General features: G+C 30.5%; 13 protein-coding genes. 6 read left to right on the top strand and 7 right to left on the bottom strand.

The window, feature by feature from the left end; all coding sequences use genetic code 11:
- Positions 1 to 103: 103 nt before the first annotated feature.
- The 7 genes from LPB03_RS10270 to LPB03_RS10240 form a co-directional block, all read right to left on the bottom strand.
- Entirely contained in the window at positions 104 to 4,159 is a 4,056-nt protein-coding gene (locus tag LPB03_RS10270; RefSeq protein WP_065319526.1) for a T9SS type A sorting domain-containing protein, read from the bottom strand.
- A 288-nt stretch (positions 4,160 to 4,447) separates the two neighbouring features.
- Positions 4,448 to 6,010 (bottom strand): PQQ-dependent sugar dehydrogenase, encoded by a 1,563-nt coding sequence (locus tag LPB03_RS10265; protein ID WP_065319525.1) that lies wholly within the window; start codon positions 6,008 to 6,010, stop codon positions 4,448 to 4,450.
- A gap of 1,125 nt (positions 6,011 to 7,135) precedes the next feature.
- Positions 7,136 to 8,341, bottom strand: coding sequence for a glycoside hydrolase family 27 protein (locus LPB03_RS10260; protein WP_065319524.1), 1,206 nt, complete (start codon positions 8,339 to 8,341; stop codon positions 7,136 to 7,138).
- Between the two features lie 78 nt (positions 8,342 to 8,419).
- Entirely contained in the window at positions 8,420 to 9,463 is a 1,044-nt protein-coding gene (locus LPB03_RS10255) for an IPT/TIG domain-containing protein (RefSeq protein WP_065319523.1), read from the bottom strand.
- Positions 9,464 to 9,480: 17 nt separating this feature from the next.
- The gene (locus LPB03_RS10250; RefSeq protein WP_065319522.1) at positions 9,481 to 11,070 is read right to left on the bottom strand and encodes a RagB/SusD family nutrient uptake outer membrane protein; all 1,590 of its coding nucleotides are present in this window, start codon (positions 11,068 to 11,070) and stop codon (positions 9,481 to 9,483) included.
- A 12-nt stretch (positions 11,071 to 11,082) separates the two neighbouring features.
- A complete protein-coding gene (locus LPB03_RS10245; RefSeq protein WP_065320108.1) occupies positions 11,083 to 14,262 on the bottom strand; it encodes a SusC/RagA family TonB-linked outer membrane protein in 3,180 nt (1,059 codons plus the stop codon).
- 263 nt (positions 14,263 to 14,525) lie between these two features.
- A complete protein-coding gene (locus tag LPB03_RS10240) occupies positions 14,526 to 15,404 on the bottom strand; it encodes an AraC family transcriptional regulator (RefSeq protein WP_065319521.1) in 879 nt (292 codons plus the stop codon).
- Positions 15,405 to 15,551: 147 nt separating this feature from the next.
- On the opposite strand from LPB03_RS10240, the gene LPB03_RS10235 reads away from it, so the two are divergent.
- The 6 genes from LPB03_RS10235 to LPB03_RS10210 are packed head-to-tail and all read left to right on the top strand — an operon-like array spanning position 15,552 to position 23,194.
- Complete coding sequence (locus LPB03_RS10235) at positions 15,552 to 16,706, top strand: glycoside hydrolase family 26 protein (protein WP_065319520.1); 1,155 nt, start codon at positions 15,552 to 15,554, stop codon at positions 16,704 to 16,706.
- Between the two features lie 9 nt (positions 16,707 to 16,715).
- Positions 16,716 to 18,551 carry a sodium:solute symporter family protein gene (locus LPB03_RS10230; protein ID WP_065319519.1) on the top strand — a complete coding sequence of 612 codons (1,836 nt, stop codon included), beginning with the start codon at positions 16,716 to 16,718 and terminating at the stop codon, positions 18,549 to 18,551.
- 18 nt (positions 18,552 to 18,569) lie between these two features.
- The gene (locus LPB03_RS10225) at positions 18,570 to 19,745 is read left to right on the top strand and encodes a glycoside hydrolase family 130 protein (RefSeq protein WP_197497424.1); all 1,176 of its coding nucleotides are present in this window, start codon (positions 18,570 to 18,572) and stop codon (positions 19,743 to 19,745) included.
- Entirely contained in the window at positions 19,745 to 20,926 is a 1,182-nt protein-coding gene (locus tag LPB03_RS10220; RefSeq protein ID WP_065319517.1) for an AGE family epimerase/isomerase, read from the top strand. The genes LPB03_RS10225 and LPB03_RS10220 overlap by 1 nt, the downstream gene beginning before the upstream one ends.
- A 4-nt stretch (positions 20,927 to 20,930) precedes the next feature.
- The gene (locus LPB03_RS10215; protein ID WP_065319516.1) at positions 20,931 to 21,962 is read left to right on the top strand and encodes a carbohydrate binding domain-containing protein; all 1,032 of its coding nucleotides are present in this window, start codon (positions 20,931 to 20,933) and stop codon (positions 21,960 to 21,962) included.
- A complete protein-coding gene (locus LPB03_RS10210; RefSeq protein ID WP_065319515.1) occupies positions 21,959 to 23,194 on the top strand; it encodes a glycoside hydrolase family 26 protein in 1,236 nt (411 codons plus the stop codon). The genes LPB03_RS10215 and LPB03_RS10210 overlap by 4 nt, the downstream gene beginning before the upstream one ends.

Below are 23,194 nucleotides of genomic sequence, written 5' to 3'. Positions count from 1 at the left end.
GTTATTTAATTTACTCTTATTCAATAATTTTATTTAAATTTTCTGTAATAAAAAAGAGGTATATGCTTGCATATACCTCTTTTAGATTTTAATAAGATTACTCTTATCTATTTGTAATGAATTTTACTGCTTTAGTACCTTGAGCTGTTTTAACAGTTGCAATATAAAGACCAGTTTTTAATTCAAATTGAGTGTCTTGATCTGTTTTTATAGATCTTACTAGGGCTCCATTAATACTATAAACTTTTACCTCTGTTTTAGATTCTACATTAGAAATAAATACCGTATTCCCATAAGATCTCACATTTGATGTAACTTTAGAAAGTTCATTTACTCTATCTACACTTAGCGTAAAGTCTGAATTTTCGACCAAAGTAGATGGAACAGGTATACCTGTTAGTTTATAAGCTGCGTTTCTCCATATTGTTAATGCTTCTGGAGATATATTTGCTCCATCATTTCTAATGATTGCACCATAATTAAAGGCTAAAGCAACTATTGGTGCTTGTAAAACATCTGTAGCTACAGTTCCAATTTGTGTTCCAGATGGGATATCATTTATAATAACTGATGTATCTGGAGATGTAGTTAAATCTGAAACAGTTGCTAGATTTGTTCCTGTAGTGCTAATTTCAAGGTTTTGTAATACATCTATAGCATTTGTTCCAACAGCACCATTATTGTCTGATTGTTCAGCATATAATCTTACATCATTAGAGCTAGAAAAATCAATTCCATTAAATAAAGTATTGGTCTGATTGCTAGGGTCTATAGTAACAGATACATCTCCTGAAAGTACAACAGCAGCTCCAGCTGAAGAAATTCCTTTACCATCTCTCAAAGCCCAAGTCTTATTATAAATAACAGGAATTGTAATATTCTGAATTCCAAAAGGTCCTGTAGATTTCCATATAGCGTCACCAGAGCCAAAAGTCTCTTGTGCAATAGCTAAATCGTAACCTGTAAAATCTACACCTGTTCCATCTCCATCAGATTCAATAACAGTAATGTTAAAGTTTTCATCGTTTGTTAACATTCTAATAATTGGATCATCTGTTAATGCAGAAGCATTTGCTGCAGGAGTAAAACCTGCATTAGTTACGTATAATACATTTTTTGTTAAAAAGAATGCTGGATTATCTACTAATGTTGTTGGAACTTCTGTAGGTCCGTAAGTAAGCATATAAGCTGCATTTCTCCATATAGTTAAAGCTTCTGGGCTAATGTTAGCGCCATCTCCTAAAATTTGAGCACCATAGCTAAATGCTAAGGCAATTGCATTAACTTGTAATACATCTGTTTCAGTTTCCCCTAGCTGTGTTCCTGCAGGCATATAGTTTACTAACATTGCTTTTGAAGCATCTGTAATTTCAGGAACCGTAGCAACTGAACCTGCTGATGTACTTGAAAATTCTAAATCATTTAAAATATCTATAGCTTTGTTACCTCCTGTACTACCATCGTCATTAGCAGTAGCTGATTTAAAAATTCTAATATCATCTCCTCCAGAAAAATCAATACCACTAAATAAGGGGTGTGCAGTATTTGTTGCAGTTATAGATAAATTTTGAGTACTAGTAACTGCTGCATCAGCATCAGTTACAGCTTTGCCATTTCTAAATGCATAAGATTTATTATAAATAATAGGTACTGTAACATCTTTTACACCTAACACTCCACCTGGTTGAAACATTGCAGCACCAGAACTAATAGTTTCTTGTGCAATAACTAAGTCATATCCAGTAAGGTCTATAGCAGAACCGTCAGAAGGAGTTTCCAAGTAAGTTACATCAAACTTTTCATCTGCCATTAACATTTTAATTACAGGATCTTGGCCTGGAGCAGAAGCTCCTTCACCTTGTCCAACACCAACTTGGTTTACGTACAATATTTTTTTAGGTAAGAAGAACACTTCATTTTCTACAAGTGTTGTTGGTACTTCTAAACCAGCAAGTATATAAGTTGCATTTCTCCATATAGTTAAAGCTTCTGGACTAATATTAGCACCATCGCCAAAAATTTGAGCACCATAACTAAATGCGAAAGCAAAAGCATCAACTCCTAAAACATCTGTACTAGCTTCTCCTAATTGTGTTCCAGCAGGAATGTGGTTGATTAAAATTGATTTTGATGCATCTATTACCTCTGGAACAGTTGCTAGTGTACCAGCATTTGCATTAGAAATGTCTAATCCATTTAATACATCTATAGACTTATTCCCTCCAGAACTTCCATCATCTCTAGCATTTGCTGCTTTAAAGATTCTTACATCATTACTACTAGAAAAATCAATACCACTAAAAATAGAGTTTGTTTGATTTACTACATCTACAGTAACAGATAAATTTTGAGTACTAGTAACAGCAGCATCAGCATCAGTTACAGCTTTACCATTTCTAAAAGCATAAGATTTATTGTATATAATTGGTATAGAAACATTATTGATCCCCAGAACACCATTTGGTTGAAACATTGCAGCACCAGAGCTAATTGTCTCTTGTGCAATAACGATATCAAAACCAGAAAGACTTGGGACTGCTGATCCATCACTAGGTGTTTCTATGTAAGTTACATCAAAATTTTCATCTGCCATTAACATTTTAATTACTGGATCTTGACCTGGAGCAGAAGCCCCTTCACCTTGTCCAACACCTGCTTGGTTTACATATAAAACCTTTGTTGGTTTTCTTTTTAACATTGGGTATTCTACATCTATGTAAGGTAAATAGATATCACTACCTCCATTAGTTGCATCTGCCATTAACTCTAAGTTTTGTCCACCTCCATTTGGAAAGTATTCTATGGTAATAAACTCATTTAAATCATTACCATCAGTAGCAGTAGCATTTAAGGTTTCTTGATATGTAGTTTTTGATGGAGAAGAGGTAGCAACACCATTAACTTTTATATAAGCTTTATTGTTGTTATTAGGCATTTTCACTTCTAAGCCTAAAGTTGAAAATTCAGATAATGGAATTTTAACAATACCAGTACCAGCAGGTTTTATAAAAACTCTAGCGCCAGCTTTCATGTTTAATCCATAAGTACTGCTATGAAAGTTATCACCAGCAGCATGTCTATATTGTAATATTCCATCTGCACTTAAAAATCTATCAGTCTGTGGTTGAGCATCTGCCTCAGGAGATCCTTGAATAACATAACCATCAACAGGATTCGGAATGATTGATCCATCAGTAAAATCATATCTAGTTGTCTCTGTAGTGATTTCATATTTATTATACACAGGGTTTGTGTATAGTGTAGTAGGAACAGTCTGTCCTGTTAACTTGTAAGCTGCATTTCTCCAAATAGTTAAATATTCTGAAGTAACGTTTCCACCATCTTTTTTAACAGTAGCTCCATAACTAAAACCAAAAATTACAATGTCTTTTGTGGTAACCTCATTACTTGCTCCAAGAGTTGTACCTGTAGGAATATAATTAATTACTGCAGCTTTATCTTCATCTCCAGTAGTAACTTGTTCTACTTTCGCTAATAAAGTACCAGTAGCAGAATTATCTAAACCATTTAGTACATCTATAGCTTTATAACCTTCTTCTCCTTTATCGTTAGAAGTAGTTCTAAATAATGGAATTTCTGTACCTCCAGTAAAATCAATACCACTAAACATATCATTTGCAGAATCTAATACAGTTACAGATAAATTTTGGGTTTGTGTTACAGTTGATCCGTTGGTTAAACTAACAGCATCTGTATTTTTAATCGTGTTATTGTCATTTGTATCAACATATCCACCTCTAAAAGCAAATGTTTTAGAATAAATAACGGGTAATGCCAATTCATCAACATGTAATGGGTTTCCATCCTTAAAAACTCCATTTGAAGAAGCCATTGAATCTGATACAATAATTAAATCGAAACCTGTAAAATCTATTGGACTGCCTACTGCATTAGCTCCAGTATTGTTTTCACCAATTTTTGTAACAACAAAATCTTGACCTATTTCTACATAAGAAATAGTAAAATTAGTGTCTGCATCTAGCATTCTTGTAATTGGATCGTTACCAGGTGTTGAGGCTCCAGATCCAGGTGGTACTTCTACACCATCTTGATTAATGTAGAGAACATTTTTTTGTGCTTGCATAGTACTGAAAGCAAAAAATAATGTTAACAATAAAAATGTAATTTGTTTTTTCATAATTAACTTAAGTTTATTTATTAATATTTAAATTAGAGAACATTCAGAATGAGATATGTCTAATTTTCAGGGTACTAAATTGTATAATATATAATAAATTAGCAATATTTTTGAACAATGGTCGATTTTATAATTGATGTTTTCTTAAGGCTGCAAAATGGATGTTTTTATTTTTCACTTAAAATCCCCATAAAAAAGATTTAATTTTTTTTTATGGGGATTTAAATAAAGTTTTAGAAGTAAAAATGATTTACTTTTTACATCCTAAATAGAAATTTTAAAATGTACTTATTTTAAAACAATTCTTTTCTGAAAAGTATCAGAATTAGAAATTAATTTTAAGAAATACACACCTGTTGGAAAGTTATCTACTTTTATTTTATTAATTCCAGATTCAAATTTGCTAATTCTTTTAACTACTTGTCCAATAGAGTTGATGATTTCTGCTTTAAAATCTTTTTCAATATTGCTGTTTAATTCGATATTTAATTCAGTTGATGCAGGATTAGGCCAAATTTTAAGAGAAGATTCTAAATTAGAAATTTTTACTGAAAGTGCGCTGTTATATGTAAACTTTAAAATAGTTCCAGGATTTTTCATTGTGGTAACAACGTTCATTCCAGAAGCATCAGCTGTTTTACCAGATCCATCTGTTATGATATAAAAAGATTTACCATTAGGATCTGTTACAATATCTCTATATCTATTTTGTGTGTAGAAATGTTGCGTTGCATCACCTTGTACAGCTGTGCCATTAGTATTTAATTTTAATCTATAAATTCTCCCTTTTTTTAAACTGGTGATTAATAATGAATTTGCCCAAGTAGAAATTTCATCACTTTCATAAATACCAAGACTAGATGGGGCAACATTTGGACGACACATCCAAGAATTTGTACAATCTGGATCTTGACTAGTATTTGGCAAGAACAAAGACATTAAAGGATCTTGATAATTTGGTTTATTAAATGAAGTTTCATTAGTAAGGCAACCATCACTATCATACATTAAATTATCTTTAACACCAACTACAAATGGCCATCCATAATTTTTACCAGAGTTTATAATATTTACTTCATCATCAGAGCTAGGTCCATGTTCGTCTGCATATAACAAACCATTTGAACCAAAAATTAAACCTTGTGCATTTCTGTGTCCGTAGGTAAATATGTGGCTTTTTACACCATCAATAATTGGATTGTCATCAGGAATTGAACCATCTAAATTAAGTCTTAAAATTTTACCAGGATACTTTGCCCAATTCTGGTTATCTATTTCTTGTTGTGTTGGTAAAAACTGTGCTAAATTTGTGTTACAATCTTTTACACCTTGATCTCCAATTGTATAATAAAGTTTGTTATCTGCTCCAAAAACAAGTCTACCAGAATTATGATCATTACTTGCAGGTAAATTTGTAATAATTGTAACTGGTGATGACAAAGAATTATCGGTTCCGTTATTTTGATACGTATATCGTACTAATTTTTGAGCTCTTTTTCCTGATTTAGAATATGTATATGATACATAAACATAAGGTTCTCCAGAAAGGATTTCTTTATGGAGTGCCATTCCTAATAATCCGTCTTGTCCGCCAGTAGCATATACATCAGAAATTTTTACCAACTCATCTTTTTCAGCTGTTTCAGGACTTACCCTAATAATAACTCCATTAGTTCTTTCTGTAACCCAAAGATATCCTTCTGGACCATAATGTAAATCCCAAGGGTTATTTATAAAATTATTTGCACCAATTTGAGTCATTGTGAATGTTTCATCTTGAGCATTTCCAGAAAAACTGATTAAAATGAAAAGAATATAAAATGTAAAACGAGACGATATTTTTGATTTCATGATTTTAAGGTTTTTTTTGTAAAGAAACAGTTTTTTTTAAAATAATAAATAAAATGTAATCGATTGTATTTTTTAATAAGCTTATAAACTAAATGTTAATAATTTTCTAAATAGCTATTTAGGAAGTTTAATAGGGTATGGAAAGGTTTATACTAAATTATTTAGATATATGTAAAATTTAAATAACCCATGGTCATAGTCTATCTTTTAGAATTAATCAAATAGATATAAAGAAAAAACTATAAGCATTGCATTTAAAGGGTTTTTAAATGGTACTCTGTCACGTTCTAAAATAGTGTTACAATCACAAACGTGATTCAATATACAAAAAGCGTACGTAAAAAAATACAGTTTAAGTTTAAAATTACCAATTATTCAAGAGATTTAGTAAGATTTGTTAACACTCTAGCAAGCCACAAATAAATACAAAATTCAAGTAAGGTCTACGATTCGAACTTGGTTAAAAATATGGTAACTTTTGATTATCAATATACAATTCAGAAAGGGATGTCAAAAACTCCAGAGCAACGCATTTTAGAATTAGAACAACAAGTCAGGTTGATAGAAAAGTAAATTAAAAGAACAGAATATTTGGCTGATATAGCAGATAAAAAAGCGATTCTGTTCGATGGAATGATTGATTTGTAGAGAAAAAGTTTAATATTCCTATCAGAAAAAAGCAAGACCCCAAGTAATGCACTATTTTAAAGAGAACACAAACAAATAGTATAGCTACCTGTGATTTATTTGGGGTTCATAGACAGGTGTAATATCGATATATAAAATCTAAAGAAGAGAAATTAAAGTTGAGTTTTAGGTTAGTAGAGTTGGTAAAATCGAAGCGTATTTTAATGCAGAAAATCGGCACAAGAAAATTTTATTATCTGTTACAAAATGAGTTAAAAGTACTAAAAGTTAATAGAGGTAAATTTTTCATAATACTAAAAGCCATTCAGTTTTTAATGAAACATAAAAATCAAATTAAACATTTATCCCGTCTTAAAATAGTTATACACTAAAACATTAGTATAATGCAGAGTACTGAAAAAACTTGGTATAAAAACCGTAACATTTAAATGTTACGGTTTTTATATAAATAAAATATAATTCGAAGTTTTATATTATTTAAATCTTATTTAGTTGAATCATTAAAACATCATGTGAATTCAATTTTTGGATTAAATTTTTAGATGTATCTCCTAAGTTTTTATGATTAAATAAATCTCTAATTTTAAATGTATTGTTTTTTAAATCCATTCTTTTTCCATTAACATCATCTCCAATATCATGTTTATTCCAATCAAAATTAATTTCCATTGGTGTGTCTGACATGTTTACAAAAGTCATTGCCCAATTATCGTTTTCTAAAGGTTTTAACCAAATTTCTGTGTTGTTTTCATTTGTAAATCTAAATCCTTGAATTCCTAATTTATCTTGATTTACAGAAATAACCTCTTTATTAGTTAATGTTTTTATAGTTTCTTTAGAAGCTGTTCTTAAATCATTTCCCATTATTAAAGGAGATGCTAACATGCTCCACATAGCAAAGTGAGTTCTATCTTCTGCATCTGTCATACCATTACCAACTTCCATCATATCAAAATCATTCCAATGACCTGGTCCAGCAGCTTTTCTGATATCTTTTCGCATATTAATAATTTTCCAAATTCCCCAAGAAGACCAAGATCCATGGCCAACTTCACAATCCCAACAATTAATAATATCTCCAGTAACTCTCCATAAATGGCCAACTTCTTTTCCCCACTTCCAAGGTTGATTATCACCCCATTCACAGATGCTAAATACAATTGGTCTTTCTGCAGCTTTTAATGCATCTCTCATGGTTATATAGGCACTTTCTGCATTTATTTTTCCTGTATTACACCAGTCATATTTTAAAAAATCTACATTCCAAGAGGCATAACTTCTAGCATCTTGATACTCATAACCTCTACTACCAGGATAACCTGCACATGTTTTTGAACCTGCACAATTATATAATCCAAACTTTAAGCCTTTGGAATGGATATAATCTGCAAGAGCTTTCATTCCGTTTGGAAATTTTATAGGATCTGCAATTAAATTACCATTAGCATCACGTTCTTTAGCCATCCAACCATCATCTAAAACAATGTATTCATAACCTGCGTCTTTTAAACCAAGCTCAACAAATTTATCTGCTATATCTTTTACTAATTGCTCATTAATATCTGTTGCAAAAGTGTTCCAACTATTCCAACCTAAAGGAGGTGTTTTTGCAAGTCCTTCAAATTTTTGAGATTGAATATTTATTGATGCTAAAATCAATAATAAAAATAGTGCTTTCTTCATATATATAAGTTTAAAAAAAGCACCTTGAAGATACAAGATGCTTTTAATTAATTAAAAACTAATTCAAAATAATTTTTATTAATCTACGGTGTAAGAAAAATCATCAAAATAATAATTATGAGATTCTCCAGAAAATTCTTGAAAAGAAATATTTTGAACTCCATCTGGCATACCTCCTAATTCTTCCCATGAATAACTAACTACTTGCCATTCTGTTGTTGTGTCAAAAGCTCTAGTTTCATCTCCCCAATAGTTACCATTAAAAAGAAAAATTAATGTACCAGGGGTATCTGATTTTACAGCAAATCTAACACCTGTATAGGCACTAATTTGATCATCCCAAATCCATTCACTCTGTATATTATCCCAACCTGAAATTTCTTTATGTATAAATGTTTTACCTTGGTATGCATTTTCTGGATCTGTTAAATATTCGTGATTATTCCAAGCTGGGATATCCCATGCTCCATAAAAATTATCATCATAAATAGAAGTACCAACAGCTGTGCCCCAAGAAGACTCTCCAGAAATAGTAGTTACTGTTAAATATTTATTTTGAGCTCCAGCAGGAACAATTGCAACGATTTCAGTTAACGTATTTGATACAATTGTAGCTTCTATTGATCCAAAAGTTACGATAGGATCTAGAAAGAAGTTTCCGTAAATTGTAACTTGATCTCCTTCATTTGCATTTACTGGTTGAAACCCTCTTGTTACTTGTGGTGCAGGTGGTGCTACTACAAATTGATAAGTTACAGTACCATTTGCAGTCACTACTTTTAAAATGCTTGAAGCATTTTCATAAGGAGTATTTTGATCAATTGTTACAAAAATAGTATTATCAGTAACTAAAGCTGGGTTAAAATAGGTGTCAGTATCATTAAAATAAATTTTTTCTACTGATGTAAATCCAGAACCTTGAATGATATACATGTTATTAGCATACCCAATAGTTATAGGTGTTAAATCTCCTGCTTCTGCCCTGCTTACAGATTCTATTACTGGTGGTCCTGAAGACACCATATCGTTTTCTTCTTCATCAGAACAAGATGATAGAAGACTAACAAACATAAAGACCAGCATAAGTGGCTTTATCAAGTTTTGTTTTTTAAATTTTTTCATATTCTATGTTATTAAAATTAATTAAAAGTATAAGGAACAGGTGCATCCAATAATTTTGGATTTATAGCAACATCGTTATCTGGGTAATCTATATAAAAATCATTTGCTCCATGGTCTGAAGCAGAATATACTGGTGTGTAATATTCAGCATTATTTCTGTTTCCTCTATTCTGTGCAGACATAATTTCGATAGCTTTTGCTTTGTCTATTCTACCTAAATCAAACCAATAATCACCTTCAAAACACAACTCTAACCTTCTTTCTTCAAAGATATCATCAAATGTAATTGAAGTTTTAGCTGTTAAACCAGCTCTTTGCCTTACAGCATTAAATGAATTTAATGCATTAGCATCTGATGTACTTCCTCCACCTGCTAAAATAGCTTCTGCATGAATCAATAATAATTCTGCATATCTCATAATGTAAGTACTATTATCCATCATTGCCCAAGCATCTACTGGTCCAGTTTCATTAGATTGTACACCAAGACAATATTTTTTAATTCCTCCACCAGAACCTTGTGCATTATCTTCATCTGGTACAGTAAATCCTACACCAATGCTAGTGTTCATGTTAGGATACACATCACCTGGAACCATTACTGTTTCATGACCTCTTAAATCGTTAGCAGCATACAGTGTAAGTACATCTTGAGATGGCCCCATTACGCCTCCATAAGAAGCGTTTGATGTTGATACTGTACTAGAACTTATTCCAAATTGAGTGTTACTATTATTAGCAGATCCATATTGTCCATCTCCTTTCCATTGAAGAGCAAAAATTGATTCTTCATTATTATTATGACTATAAGTAAATAAATCCGCAAATGATTTTGAAGGTAATGCACTTCCACCTAATAATTTAAATTCACCGCTATTAATTACTTCCTCAGCCATTAACCTAGCATTTGGATAGTCTTCTTGATATAAATATACTTTAGCAAGCATTGCTTTTGCAGATCCTTTTGAAACATGTCCGTTTTCACTATAATTACTTCCTCTGTTTTTACTTTTTAATCGCTGAATAGCATTAGTGTAATCTCTAACAATTAAAGTGTAAATGTCAGCTACAGGGCTTGTATTAATAGCAGGGTCACTAGAATAATCTAAATTATTTTCAATAATAGGTACTGGACCCCATAAACGAACTAAATAAAAGTATGCTGTAGCTCTCATGAAATAAGCTTCTCCTACAGTATTATCAATTACTGATTGATCTACAGTTGGACCAACTCTAGTTTCTAAAAAATTAATGATAGCATTTGCTTGTGCAACGTTTGCCCATAATGAAGCCCAACCATTTGCCAATTCAGGATCACTCCCATTTAAAGAGAATGTTCTTAAAGCAGCTACATCAGGTGATCCAGAATACATGTTTCCAGATCCTACTTCTAACGCCCAGAAAAACTTGTTACATAGTTGAAACCAAGTTCTACTATACATTCCGTTTGTTGCAGAAGCAACTTGACTATTGTTGTTGTAATAAGCGTCTAAACTTATTGAGTCTTCAGGTGGTCTATCTGTAAAGTCGTCAGAACACGAGACAAAAGCTATAAAAAGTATTACTACACTAAGTAATTTGTAATTTAAAAAAGTTTTATGTTTCATTTTATTTTTTTTTTAAAATTCTAAATTGATACCGAATGAAAAAGTTCTTGGAGAAGGGTATCTTCCATTATCTATACCTGATAAAAGAGGGCTTTGATTAAATGAACCTATTTCAGGATCGTAACCAGAGTAGTTTGTGAAAGTGTATAAATTTTGTGCAGATCCATAAACTCTTAATCTAGACATCTTAAGTTTATCTAAAACGTTTTGAGGCAAAGAATAACCAAATGTTAGGTTTTGTATTCTTACATAAGAACCATCTTCTATATAACGATTAGATATTAACAAGTTAGTATTTGAATCACTTTGAATAGGTCTTGGGATATCTGTATCTGTATTTGTAGGAGTCCAATAATTTATAGCTTCTACTAATTGATTTTCATATAAAGAAGTGTTTTTTGTACCTGCTCTTCTTGTTAAGTTCATAATTTCATTACCATATGATCCTTGTAAAAAGATTGATAAATCGAAATTTTTGTAATTAAAATTATTGGTAAACCCAAATGTGAAATCTGGGTGAGGAGAACCTAGTAAAGTTCTATCTAAAGCATCTACCACACCATCTTCATTTATATCTTTATATTTTATATCTCCTAGATAAGTTTCTCCAACAGCAGTTCCAACTGGTTGTCCAAATTGTAAAGGCGCACTATTTAGAACTGATAAGTCATTAAAAATTCCTTCTGAAACATAACCATAAAACATACCTATTGGGTTTCCTATTAATGTATTCGTTACAACAACTGGTTGATACCCATTTGTATTTACTTGTTGAGTTAAAACGATACCATCTTGTATTTTTACTAGTTTATTCGTGTAATGAGAAAAATTTAAAGAAGTATTCCAGTTAAATTTATCTTTATTTAAGTTATAGCCTATAGTAAATTCATAACCTTTATTTTGCATTTCACCTAAGTTTGAATACGGTGCAGAAATACCACCATATTGACCACCACCACCAGTTAAATATACTGGTAAAGGTACTTGGAATAAAAACCCTTCAGAAGTTTTATCATAAAAATCAAAACTTGCAGATAAATTTGAATCAAAAAGTGTAAAATCAACACCCACATTAATTTGATTTAAAGATTCCCAAGTTAAAAAAGGGTTAGGAGAATTTGAGACTAAAAAACCAGTTCCTAAATTGGAGTTTTGTGCCCCTAATAAAGCTGTATATCTATTGTTTTCTATCTGTTGGTTTCCTGTTTCCCCATATCCAACTCTAAATTTAATATTATCAATATAGTCTTTAGTGCTTTCCATAAAAGATTCATTTGATAATTTCCAAGAACCAGAAAGAGCTTTAAAAGTACCTGTTTGGTTATCTGATGAAGGGTCAAATTTAGATGAAGTATCAGATCTGATAGAAGCTGTAAAGCTGTATTTATTATCGAAATTGTAAATTAAACGCGAAAAGTACGATGAAATAGCTGCGCTACCTTTATAACCAGTTACAGTATTATTATCCGGATTTGCAAGATTTATAGTGTGGTTTTCGTTTGTTTGAAAATCATTTGAAGAAGTTACTAAACCTTCCCAATGACTATCATTTGCTTCTTGACCTAAAAGTATTGTAAAACTATGGTTACCTAATCTTTTATCGTAAGTTAATAAGTTTTTAAAGTTTGTTGAATACCAATTTTGATTTCTAGTATCTAAATCTGCTGTAAGGTTAACTTGAGAGCCCCACTTATAAGATGGTCTAAAATCTTCGTTTTGTGAAAACTCTGTATTTGCTGAAAATTCAACTCGGTATTTTAACCCATCTAAAATAGTAGCTTCTGCATAAACATTTCCTAAAAAGTTTTTTCTTATCAGTTTATTTTCTCTTGTTAAAGCTTCTGCTACAGGATTATAGTAAGTTACACTTTGGCTTGGATCTGGAGGTCCAGCAAAACTTCCATCAGCATTTCTTACTGGTATGTCTGGAGCTTGCAGTAATGTATTGCTAATTAAACCAGAAAAACTTTGATTAACCGTAACTTTTTCATTTGTAATTCCTGAGGTTAAATTTGCCCCAACCTTTAACCAACTTTTTATATTTGCATCTACATTTAATCTTACAGTATATCTTTTAAGACCTGAACCTATAATTGTTCCTTGCTGATCTAAAAAACCTCCAGATAGATAATAATTTACCCCTTCTTTTGCTCCTGAAAATGATATTTGATGATTTTTTGCAATAGCAACTCTGTATACTTCATCTTGCCAATCAGTTCCTTTTCCTAATAATTCTGGATGAGAAAATTCTGGACGAACTTCGTTGCCATAAAGAACAGCTAGATCCGTTTTATTCTTTGCAAACTCTTGTAAGTTCATTACATCAAGATTCTTATAATTTGACATAATTGAAATATAGCTTTCATAAGCTACTTTACCATTTCCTTTTTTTCCAGATTTTGTTGTTATAATAATTACACCATTAGCTCCTCTTGAACCATATATTGCTGTAGCAGATGCATCTTTTAATATATCTACAGATTCAATATCATTTGGATTAATCATAGACAATGGACTAACAGCATTATTACCTCCACCTCCTTCAGAAGAGAAACCATCTCTACCTACTAGTGGTTGTCCACTTGTAGATCTTCCTGTTGCATCACCAGAAATTGGAACACCATCAATAATATATAAAGGTTCATTGGTTCCTGTTAATGAAGTTGTTCCTCTAATTCTAATAGAAGCAGCTCCTCCTGGAGATCCTGAATTTGCTGTAACTGAAACCCCAGCAGCTTTACCTTGTAGCATTTGATCTATAGATACTTGCTTTATATTTGCCAAATCAGCAGCTTTTACAGAAGAAATAGAAGAGTTAATATCACTCCTCTTTTGAGTACCATAACCAATAACTACAATTTCATCTAAAGTTTCAAAACTTTCTTCCATTGTTACGTTGATAGTGTTACTTTCTTTTAAAACGACTTCTTTAGTTTTATAACCCAAATAACTAAAAACTAAAGTTGCATTACTTTTAACTGTAATACTATATACCCCATCAGAATTAGTAGAAACACCGTTAATGGTTCCTTTTTCCTGTACACTTACACCAGGCAATGTTATTCCATCGGAATCAGTTACAACTCCTTTCACTTGCTGCCCAGCAACAATCTGACTTAAAAAAACAAAAGCAACTATAAAGTAGAAAGCTTTTGATTTACAATAAGCATGATTTAAATTAATTTTTCTCATCCTTTGGATCATATTTATGATTAATTGATTATTTAACGATAATATTAGAAAATACACAATATTTGTCTATTATATTATCAATATCCAAAATTAAAGGAATTGTTAATTCTTAGTTAATATTATTTTGTCATTTACTAATAAAATCTTTTCTTTAAAGTAAGGTTATCTTGAAATAAGCTTAATTTTTTCATCAATTCGATAAAAAACAGTCTCGAATTTTGAAAAATTAGAAATAAAATGGATATAAATTTAAAGACAAAATACTATAAGATTCTTTTGATGCCTGAAAACTCATTTTTATATTGACTTGGGGTGCACTTCTTAACCTTTTTGAAGACGCGATTAAAATTTGCAATATTATTAAATCCGCAGAAATAAGCGATTTCAGAAATGCTGTTATCTTTTTCAATTAAGCGAATTGCTGCATAGCCTATTCTAACATCATTTACGTAGTCTACAAATGTTTTTCCTGTTCTTTTTTTCATAAACCTATTAAAGGAAACATGGCTCATACTTACCAGGTCTGCAACCTCTGCTAGGGTTATTTTTTTACTAAAATTCTCTTGTACATATTCATATACAGTCTTAATCTTATCGCTATTTTCAAAGCTCTCTCTGTTTGCAGTATAGGTTGATAAGAGTCTTTGGTTTCTTGAGTTTGCTAGATCGTGTAGAATAGAAATTAATTCTAAAAAATAGTCCATACTATCTAATTTTGAAAGCTGAGAAATTCTTTCATAGATCTCTAGTGAAGCCTTTTTAGAAAACAAAATTCCATGTATAGATCTTTCAAACATGTCTTTTATAGGTTTCATTATCTTTCTAGTTAAAAGACCTTCATTAAATAGATGTTCATGAAATTGAATTGTAATTTCATGAATTTTACCACTTTCACAAACATTTGTAAGCCATCCATGATGTAGATTAGGTCCAATTAAAACCAGTTCTACATTATCTATTTCTTCGATACTGTCTCCAACAACCCTTCTTACGCCTTTACCATTACTAATAAAATTTAATTCATATTCTGGGTGAAAATGAATAGGAAAATCAAAATCACTTTTAACCCTATCAAAGACTAAAAAACTATCTTCTGGAGATAGTGGAGTAATCTCTCTATGTACTTTTTTTAATATATCCATAAAAATATGTTATAATATTTTAATATAATGATAAAATAATACCATCAAAATGTTATATGTATGTTTAATTTTGAATAATTGAAATTAATGTATGTAATTTTAATATTTTTACAATAAACACATCACAAATTTATCAATAATAAATTAATGAAATTAAAAAAACAAATATTAAAGAATTCATTTTTTAAAAAAAACGCATTTTTAATTATTATAATTATATTATTCTCTTCTTGTAGCTCACTATATAATTCAGTTTACACAAAACCAAAGTTGGTTGATATTAAAGTGTCAAAAAACACAAAAATTTTACACAAAAAGCTTTTTTACACAGCAAAAGAAGGCTTTGCAGTTGGGCATCAAGATGCCACATCTTATGGAATTGGTTGGAAAGAAGCTGATTTTTCTAACATCATAAAAAGTGATGTAAAAGATATTGTTGGAGATCTTCCAGCAGTTTTTGGCTTTGATATTGGAAGAATTGAACATGAAAATGATGCAAATTTAGATTCTGTTCCTTTTGAAACCATGAGGAAATTAATAATTGATGCTCATAAAAATGGAGGAATAATTACAATTAGTTGGCACGCAGACAATCCCACAACTGGAGGTGATTCTTGGGACAAAACACCAGCTGTAAAAGACATTATTGGAAATGGAATTTATAAAGAAAAATATGAGAAATGGCTAAATAATGTTGCTAATTTTATAAAAACTTTAAAATATAAAGGCAAATTAATTCCTATTCTTTTTAGACCATATCACGAAATGAATGGAGCATGGTTTTGGTGGGGAGAAGGAAACTGTACCTCTGAAGAATATATTCAGTTATGGCAAGAAACTGTAACTATTTTGCGTGATAAACATAAATTACATAATTTATTATATGTTTATTCTCCAAACAAATTAAACCCAGGTGATAATTATACAAAGTATTACCCAGGTGATGATTATGTAGATATTTTTGGAATTGATATTTATGATTTTAAAAACTCAGAAGAATATGCGAATGCAGTTAAAAGTAGTTTGGAATTAGTGAAACAAATTGCCACAGCAAAAAATAAATTATTTGCTTTTACAGAAACAGGTTTAGAAACAATCTCAACACAAAATTGGTATTCAGAGGTTTTATATCCTAAAATTGAAAATTCTGGAATTGCTTGGATATTATTTTGGAGAAACCATAAAACAACACATCATTATATGCCTTATAAAGGACACTCTAGTGAACAAGATTTTATAAAATTTAAATCATTTTCTAAAACTTTATTTTTAAAAGATTTGCCAAACCTAAAAACTAAATAAATTCTATTTATGAAATTATTGCATTCTGTAGATATTCTAATTATTTCACTTTATCTAATTACCATTGTTGTAATTGGTTTGGTACTTAGAAAAAGAGCACAAAAAAGTAAAGATGATTATTTGTTAGGAGGAAAATCCATTCCTTGGTACATGCTAGGACTTTCTAACGCGTCTGGAATGTTTGACATTTCTGGTACAATTTGGCTAGTAACTTTAATGTTTGTTTACGGAATAAAAAGTGCATGGATACCTTGGTTATGGCCTGTTTTTAATCAAATTTTCTTAATGGTTTATTTATCAAAATGGTTAAGAAGATCTAATGCAACAACTGGTGCAGAGTGGATTGGAACACGATTTGGTTTTGGTAAAGGAGCAAAAATGTCGCACATTATTGTGGTTGTTTTTGCACTTGTAGTATGTCTTGGTTATTTAGCATATGGATTTATTGGTTTAGGAAAATTTGTTGAAATATTTGTTCCTTGGGAAGTAGTAAGCAACTATGTTCCTTTTGCAGTTTCTCCAGAATATGTTCCTCATTTTTACGGAACAATCTTTACGCTTTTTGCAGTTTTCTATTCATTATTAGGAGGAATGTCTGGAATTGTTTGGGCAGATGTTGTTCAGTTTGGAATTATGACTGTTGCTGCTTTAGTAATTGGTTATTTAGGTTGGCAAGCAGTTGGAACTGGAGGCTTAAATGTTCCTGAAAATTGGATGAGTCCTTTTCAAGGAGGTTTAGATTTAAATTGGAAAGAAATTATACCAGAAGTTACTCAGAAAATTAAATCTGATGGATTTGGAATATTTACTATTTTCTTATTTATGATGTTGTTTAAAGGAGTACTTGTAAGTGTTGCAGGTCCTGCACCAACATATGATATGCAGAAAATTCTATCTACAAAATCACCAGCTGAAGCAGCTAAAATGAGTGGGTTTGTATCTGTAATATTAATGCCAATTCGTTATTTAATGATTGCAGGTTTTGCAGCATTAGCATTAATTTATTATGATAAATTAGATTTACTAAACGCAGCAGGAGATATAGATTTTGAATTGATTTTACCAACTGCAATTAAAGAATTTGTACCAGTTGGATTATTAGGATTGTTATTAGCAGGATTAATAGCAGCATTTATGTCAACCTTTGCAGGAACATTAAATGCAGCACAAGCATATTTGGTAAATGATATTTATTTAAAATATACAAAGCCAGACGCAACTACCAATCAAATTAAAAACATGAACTACTTAACAGGAATTGTGGTAGTTATTGTAAGTATTGTTTTAGGATTATTTGCAGAAGATGTAAACTCAGTATTAAATATTATTGTTTCTGTTTTATACGGAAGTTATGTTGGTGCGAATATTTTAAAATGGCACTGGTGGAGATTTAATGGAGAAGGATTTTTCTGGGGAATGGTTGCAGGTTTACTTGCAGCGTATTTTGCACCCATGTTATTCCCAGATGTAAATGTATTGTATTTATTTCCAATATTGTTAGTGGTTTCATTAATAGGAAGTATTGTTGGTACTTATTCTGCACCACCTACAGAAGACAAAGTATTAAAAGATTTTTATAAAAATGTAAAACCTTGGGGGTTTTGGAAACCAGTACATGAAAAAGTAATTGCTGATGATCCAACTTTCAAGAAAAACGAAGGTTTTAAAATGGATATGTTCAATGTAGTAGTAGGTATTGTAGCGCAAACAGCGTTAGTAATTATACCTATGTATATTATTTTTAGACAAACAACACCAATATATATAGGTATCGCAATATTAGTTGTGTGTTTGTTCTTGTTGAAGAAATTCTGGTGGAACAAATTAGAAGAAAAAATCAATTAACTAAAAAAAATCAATCAATTGTATAAAGTAATCACAAAATTAGACGACGTAAAGAAACACCATCAAAAATTGATAGGTAAAACAAACAAACAAGTTTCTAAATCGAATGGAATTTATCATAGATATAAAAACCCTGTAGTCACTGCAGATCATATTCCTATTCATTGGAGATATGATTTAAATCCGGCAACAAACCCAAAAGCTTTAGAAAGAATTGGTTTTAATGCAGCTTTTAATGCAGGAGCCATGAAATGGAATGATACATATGTATTATGTGTTCGTGTTGAAGGAAATGATAGAAAATCGTTTTTTGCAATTGCAGAAAGCCCTAATGGAATAGATAATTTTAAATTTTGGGACAAACCTTGTGTAATTCCTCAAATTGAAAATAATCCCGATACAAATGCATATGATATGCGTTTGGTTAAGCATGAAGATGGTTGGATTTATGGAATTTTTTGTACAGAAAGAAAAGACCCAAATGCAGCTCCAGAAGATACAAGTTCTGCAATTGCAAATGCTGGAATTGTAAGAACAAAAGACCTTTTAAATTGGGAACGTTTACCAGATTTAATTTCAGATTCTGGACAACAAAGAAATGTTGTAGTTCATCCAGAATTTGTCAATGGAAAATATGCAGTTTATACACGTCCTCAAGATGGGTTTATTAGCGTTGGAAATGGTGGTGGAATAGGTCTTGGATTTATTGATGACATGACAAATCCTGATGTGAAAAATGAAAAAATCATCAACAATAAACAGTATCATACTATTTATGAGTTAAAAAACGGATTAGGACCAGCTCCAATTAAAACAGAAAAAGGTTGGTTGCATTTAGCACATGGAGTAAGAAATACAGCTGCAGGTTTACGTTATACTATATATATGTTTATGACTTCTTTAGATGATATTGCTAAAGTAACTCATCAACCAGCAGGTTATTTTATGGCGCCAATTAATGAAGAAAGAATAGGAGATGTTTCTAATGTTTTGTTTTCAAATGGTTGGATTGCAGATGAGGATGGTAAGGTTTTTATTTATTACGCATCATCAGACACAAGAATGCATGTAGCAACTTCAACAATAGACATATTAATAGATTATTGTCAAAACTCACCTAAAGATACTTTTATTTCTTCTGGTTCTGTGCAAACAATTATAGACCTTGTTGATAAAAATAAAGGATTGTATTAATGATTAATGAGTACAAAAAACTAAAAAAGGAACTTAATGTTGAACTAAAAAACATATTAAGTTATTGGGTAGATAACACAATAGATAAAGAGTTTGGTGGTTTTTTAGGAAAAAGAGATCACTATAATAAAGTTGTAGAAAAAGCTTCAAAAGGAGTTATTTTAAATACAAGAATTTTATGGTCATTTTCTGCGGCTACAAATCACTTAAAAACTGATACATATAAAGATGTTTGTGATAGATCTTTTAAGTATTTAAAAGACTTTTTTAATGATAAAATTAATAAAGGTGTTTATTGGGAAGTAGATTATTTAGGAAACCCAATTAATAAACGAAAACAAGTTTATGCACAGTCTTTTACAATTTATGCTTTATCAGAATACTACCTTTTTAGTAAAAATGAAGAAGCAAAAACTTGGGCAATTGAGCTTTTTAATCAGTTAGAAAAATACGCAAAAGACACTAAAAATGAAGGTTATTTTGAAGCCTTTAATGAAGATTGGAGTCCTATTGAAGATATGCGCTTAAGTGATAAAGATATGAATGCATCTAAAACAATGAATACACATTTGCATGTTTTAGAAGCATACACATCACTATTAAAAATTTATGATAATAACGAATTGAAAGCTTCATTAAAAATGCTAGTAAAAGTGTTTTTAGAAAAGTTTTTAAACACTAAAAATCACTATGAATTGTTTTTTGATGACCACTGGAACTTATTAAGCAATACTGTCTCTTATGGTCATGATATTGAAGCAGCTTGGTTAGTAATTGATGCTGCAAAATTAATTGATGACCCAGAATTATTACATCAATCAGAAGAAGTTGCAGTAAAAGTTGCAGACACTTTTTTATTAGAAGCCATAGATAAAGAAGGAGCAGTTATCAACGAAAAGAATTTAACTACAAATCATATAGATACAGACAGACATTGGTGGCCACAAGTTGAAGCTTTAATTGGCTTAAAATATGCAAATGATTTAAAAAGTGATGAAAAATATATTAGTTCATCATTAAAAATATGGGACTTCACAAAAAACAATTTAATAGACTATAAGAACGGAGAGTGGTTTTTTAGAGTTGATGATAAAGGAATTGTATATGAAGATGAAGATAAAGTAAGTATGTGGAAAGCACCTTACCACACTTCAAGAGCTTGTATCATATTAAATAAATAATAGAATGAATAAACTACTTTTCTTTTTTGTTTTATCGATATCTATTTCAAGTTTAGCACAAAAAAACCTTATAAAAAATGGAGGTTTTGAAACAAAACTAGATAATTGGAGAGGCAATAGTGCATCTATAAATCCTTATGAGAAAAAATCAGGAGAAAACAGCTGCATAATTACTCAATATGTTGGTAAAGAATGGAAAGGTATTGACCAAATAGCAAATATTCCAGAAAACAGTTATGCTTTAGAAATTAGTATTTGGACAAAATCTGATGCAATTAAAGGAGGTAAAGAAAAATACAATGCAGGTGTTGCAATTGCAGAATTTGTAAATAATATTGACGCCAAAGTAAGTAGTACAAATATTGCAGAAGTAACAGGAACAACTACTTGGACATTAAACAAACAATTAATAATTGTGCCTAAAGAAGCTAGTAAATTAAGAATAATGCTGGCTTTAGCACAAACAAATGGAGTAATTATTTTTGACGATTTAAATGTGGTTGGCGTTACAAAAGAAGATTATTTAAAGAAGAAAGAAGAATATCTTTTAGAAAAAAAACAAGAACAAGTAGAACAAACTACCATGCCAAAAGTACTATTAAATGGCGATTTTCAAAATGATTTAAGTAATTGGAATGGTACAGGAAAAGTAATTTCAGATCCAGAAAATTCAGAAAATTTTTGTGCTTCAATATCATCAATTACAAATGAATGGGTTGCTATAGACCAATCTGCAGATATACCTGAAGACGCTAAAATAATAGAAATAAAAGGTTGGTTAAAAGCAGAAAATATAATTCAAGGCACAGAACCTTGGAATAGTGGTTCTTTTATTGTTCAATTTACAGAAGATGGAACCACAAAAACAGCAGACGATCAAACAATAGGTACAGTTACAGGTACAACAGAATGGAAATTTTTTAGAAAAATATTTGCTATACCAAATGAAACTAGAAGTTATAGAGTAATGTTGGCAATGAGTAATTGCACAGGAATATTACTAGCAGATAATATTCAAATAAAAATTATTAAATGATACTAAAAAAACAGTATTTAATTGCAACAATATTTTTAATTTTAATAACCACTAGTTGTTCTAAGGAATCTATTATTCCAGAAATTGAGATAGAAGAAGAAATTGAAGAAGAAGTTGGGTTTGTACTTAAACCAGAAGAAACAAAAAGCTATATGGTAAATCCAAATGCAACAGAAGAAACGGTTGCATTATTTTATCACCTAAAAACAATATCAAAAAATAAATTTATTATTGGGCAACAAGATGCCTTTAATGCATTTTATAATAACAATAGTGGAGAATCTGATATTAAAAAAACCACAGGAAGTGATCCAGGATTATTAGGATCCGATTTTATGTTTATTGCAGACGATCTTAATGATGAAACTTCTGGTAACTGGTTTTATCAACAAGAACAAATAATCAAAGGAGATGTTATTGAAGCCTATAATAAAGGGATGGTAAATATCTTTTCTTGGCATTTAAGAGAACCTTATGAAGGAACAGATTTTTACACTAGTAACATGACAGATCATCAAAAAAACAATGCTTTTAAAAGTATTTTGCCTGGTGGAGAAAATCATGAATATTATAAACAAAAACTTCAAAAAGTAGCTGATGTTGCTACTAGTATAATTGGTAATGATGGTAAATTAGCACCAATTATATTTAGGCCTTTTCATGAGTTTGATGGTAATTGGTTTTGGTGGGGAGCAGCATATTGTTCACCTCAAGAATATATTACGCTTTGGCAATTTACAGTAGAATATTTAAGAGACGTCTTAAATGTAAACAACATGCTTTTTGCATTTTCTCCAGATAATAATTTTAATTCAGAAGCAGAATATTTAGATAGATATCCTGGAGATGGTTATGTAGATATTTTTGGAATGGATAATTATGGAGATTTTAATAATCAAGGTCTTTTTGGAGTAAATAATGCAAATGCAAAACTTCAAATACTAACAACTTTAGCAGAAGAAAAAGTTAAAATTGCTGGTTTTACAGAAACTGGTTATAGAGTAACTAGTAGCAACGCTCCTATTGAAAATTTTTTCTCAACAAATATGTATAATGCAATTACAGAAAATAATAATCAAATTGCTTTTATGATGTTTTGGAATAATGATAGTAATGGTTATTACACACCTGCTCCAGGTTTGCCAGACACAGGCGATTTTATTGAATTTGCAAACAAGCCAAAATCGCTTTTACAAGACAATTTACCAAACATCTATAAATTACCTAATTAA

The sequence above is a fragment of the Polaribacter vadi genome (genome assembly GCF_001761365.1).
Classification (GTDB): Bacteria; Bacteroidota; Bacteroidia; order Flavobacteriales; family Flavobacteriaceae; genus Polaribacter; species Polaribacter vadi.
Note: the sequence above shows the minus strand (reverse complement) of the source record. Positions and strands in the feature narration are given on the sequence as shown.

Bases quoted from the DNA above. Each gene is read 5' to 3' on its own strand.
- LPB03_RS10210 (WP_065319515.1), top strand. From the start codon at position 21,959: ATGATACTAAAAAAACAGTATTTAATTGCAACAATATTTTTAATTTTA.
- LPB03_RS10265 (WP_065319525.1), bottom strand. From the start codon at position 6,010: ATGAAATCAAAAATATCGTCTCGTTTTACATTTTATATTCTTTTCATT.
- LPB03_RS10240 (WP_065319521.1), bottom strand. From the start codon at position 15,404: ATGGATATATTAAAAAAAGTACATAGAGAGATTACTCCACTATCTCCA.
- LPB03_RS10260 (WP_065319524.1), bottom strand. From the start codon at position 8,341: ATGAAGAAAGCACTATTTTTATTATTGATTTTAGCATCAATAAATATT.
- LPB03_RS10215 (WP_065319516.1), top strand. From the start codon at position 20,931: ATGAATAAACTACTTTTCTTTTTTGTTTTATCGATATCTATTTCAAGT.
- LPB03_RS10220 (WP_065319517.1), top strand. From the start codon at position 19,745: ATGATTAATGAGTACAAAAAACTAAAAAAGGAACTTAATGTTGAACTA.
- LPB03_RS10250 (WP_065319522.1), bottom strand. From the start codon at position 11,070: ATGAAACATAAAACTTTTTTAAATTACAAATTACTTAGTGTAGTAATA.
- LPB03_RS10235 (WP_065319520.1), top strand. From the start codon at position 15,552: ATGAAATTAAAAAAACAAATATTAAAGAATTCATTTTTTAAAAAAAAC.
- LPB03_RS10230 (WP_065319519.1), top strand. From the start codon at position 16,716: ATGAAATTATTGCATTCTGTAGATATTCTAATTATTTCACTTTATCTA.
- LPB03_RS10255 (WP_065319523.1), bottom strand. From the start codon at position 9,463: ATGAAAAAATTTAAAAAACAAAACTTGATAAAGCCACTTATGCTGGTC.
- LPB03_RS10245 (WP_065320108.1), bottom strand. From the start codon at position 14,262: ATGAGAAAAATTAATTTAAATCATGCTTATTGTAAATCAAAAGCTTTC.
- LPB03_RS10270 (WP_065319526.1), bottom strand. From the start codon at position 4,159: ATGAAAAAACAAATTACATTTTTATTGTTAACATTATTTTTTGCTTTC.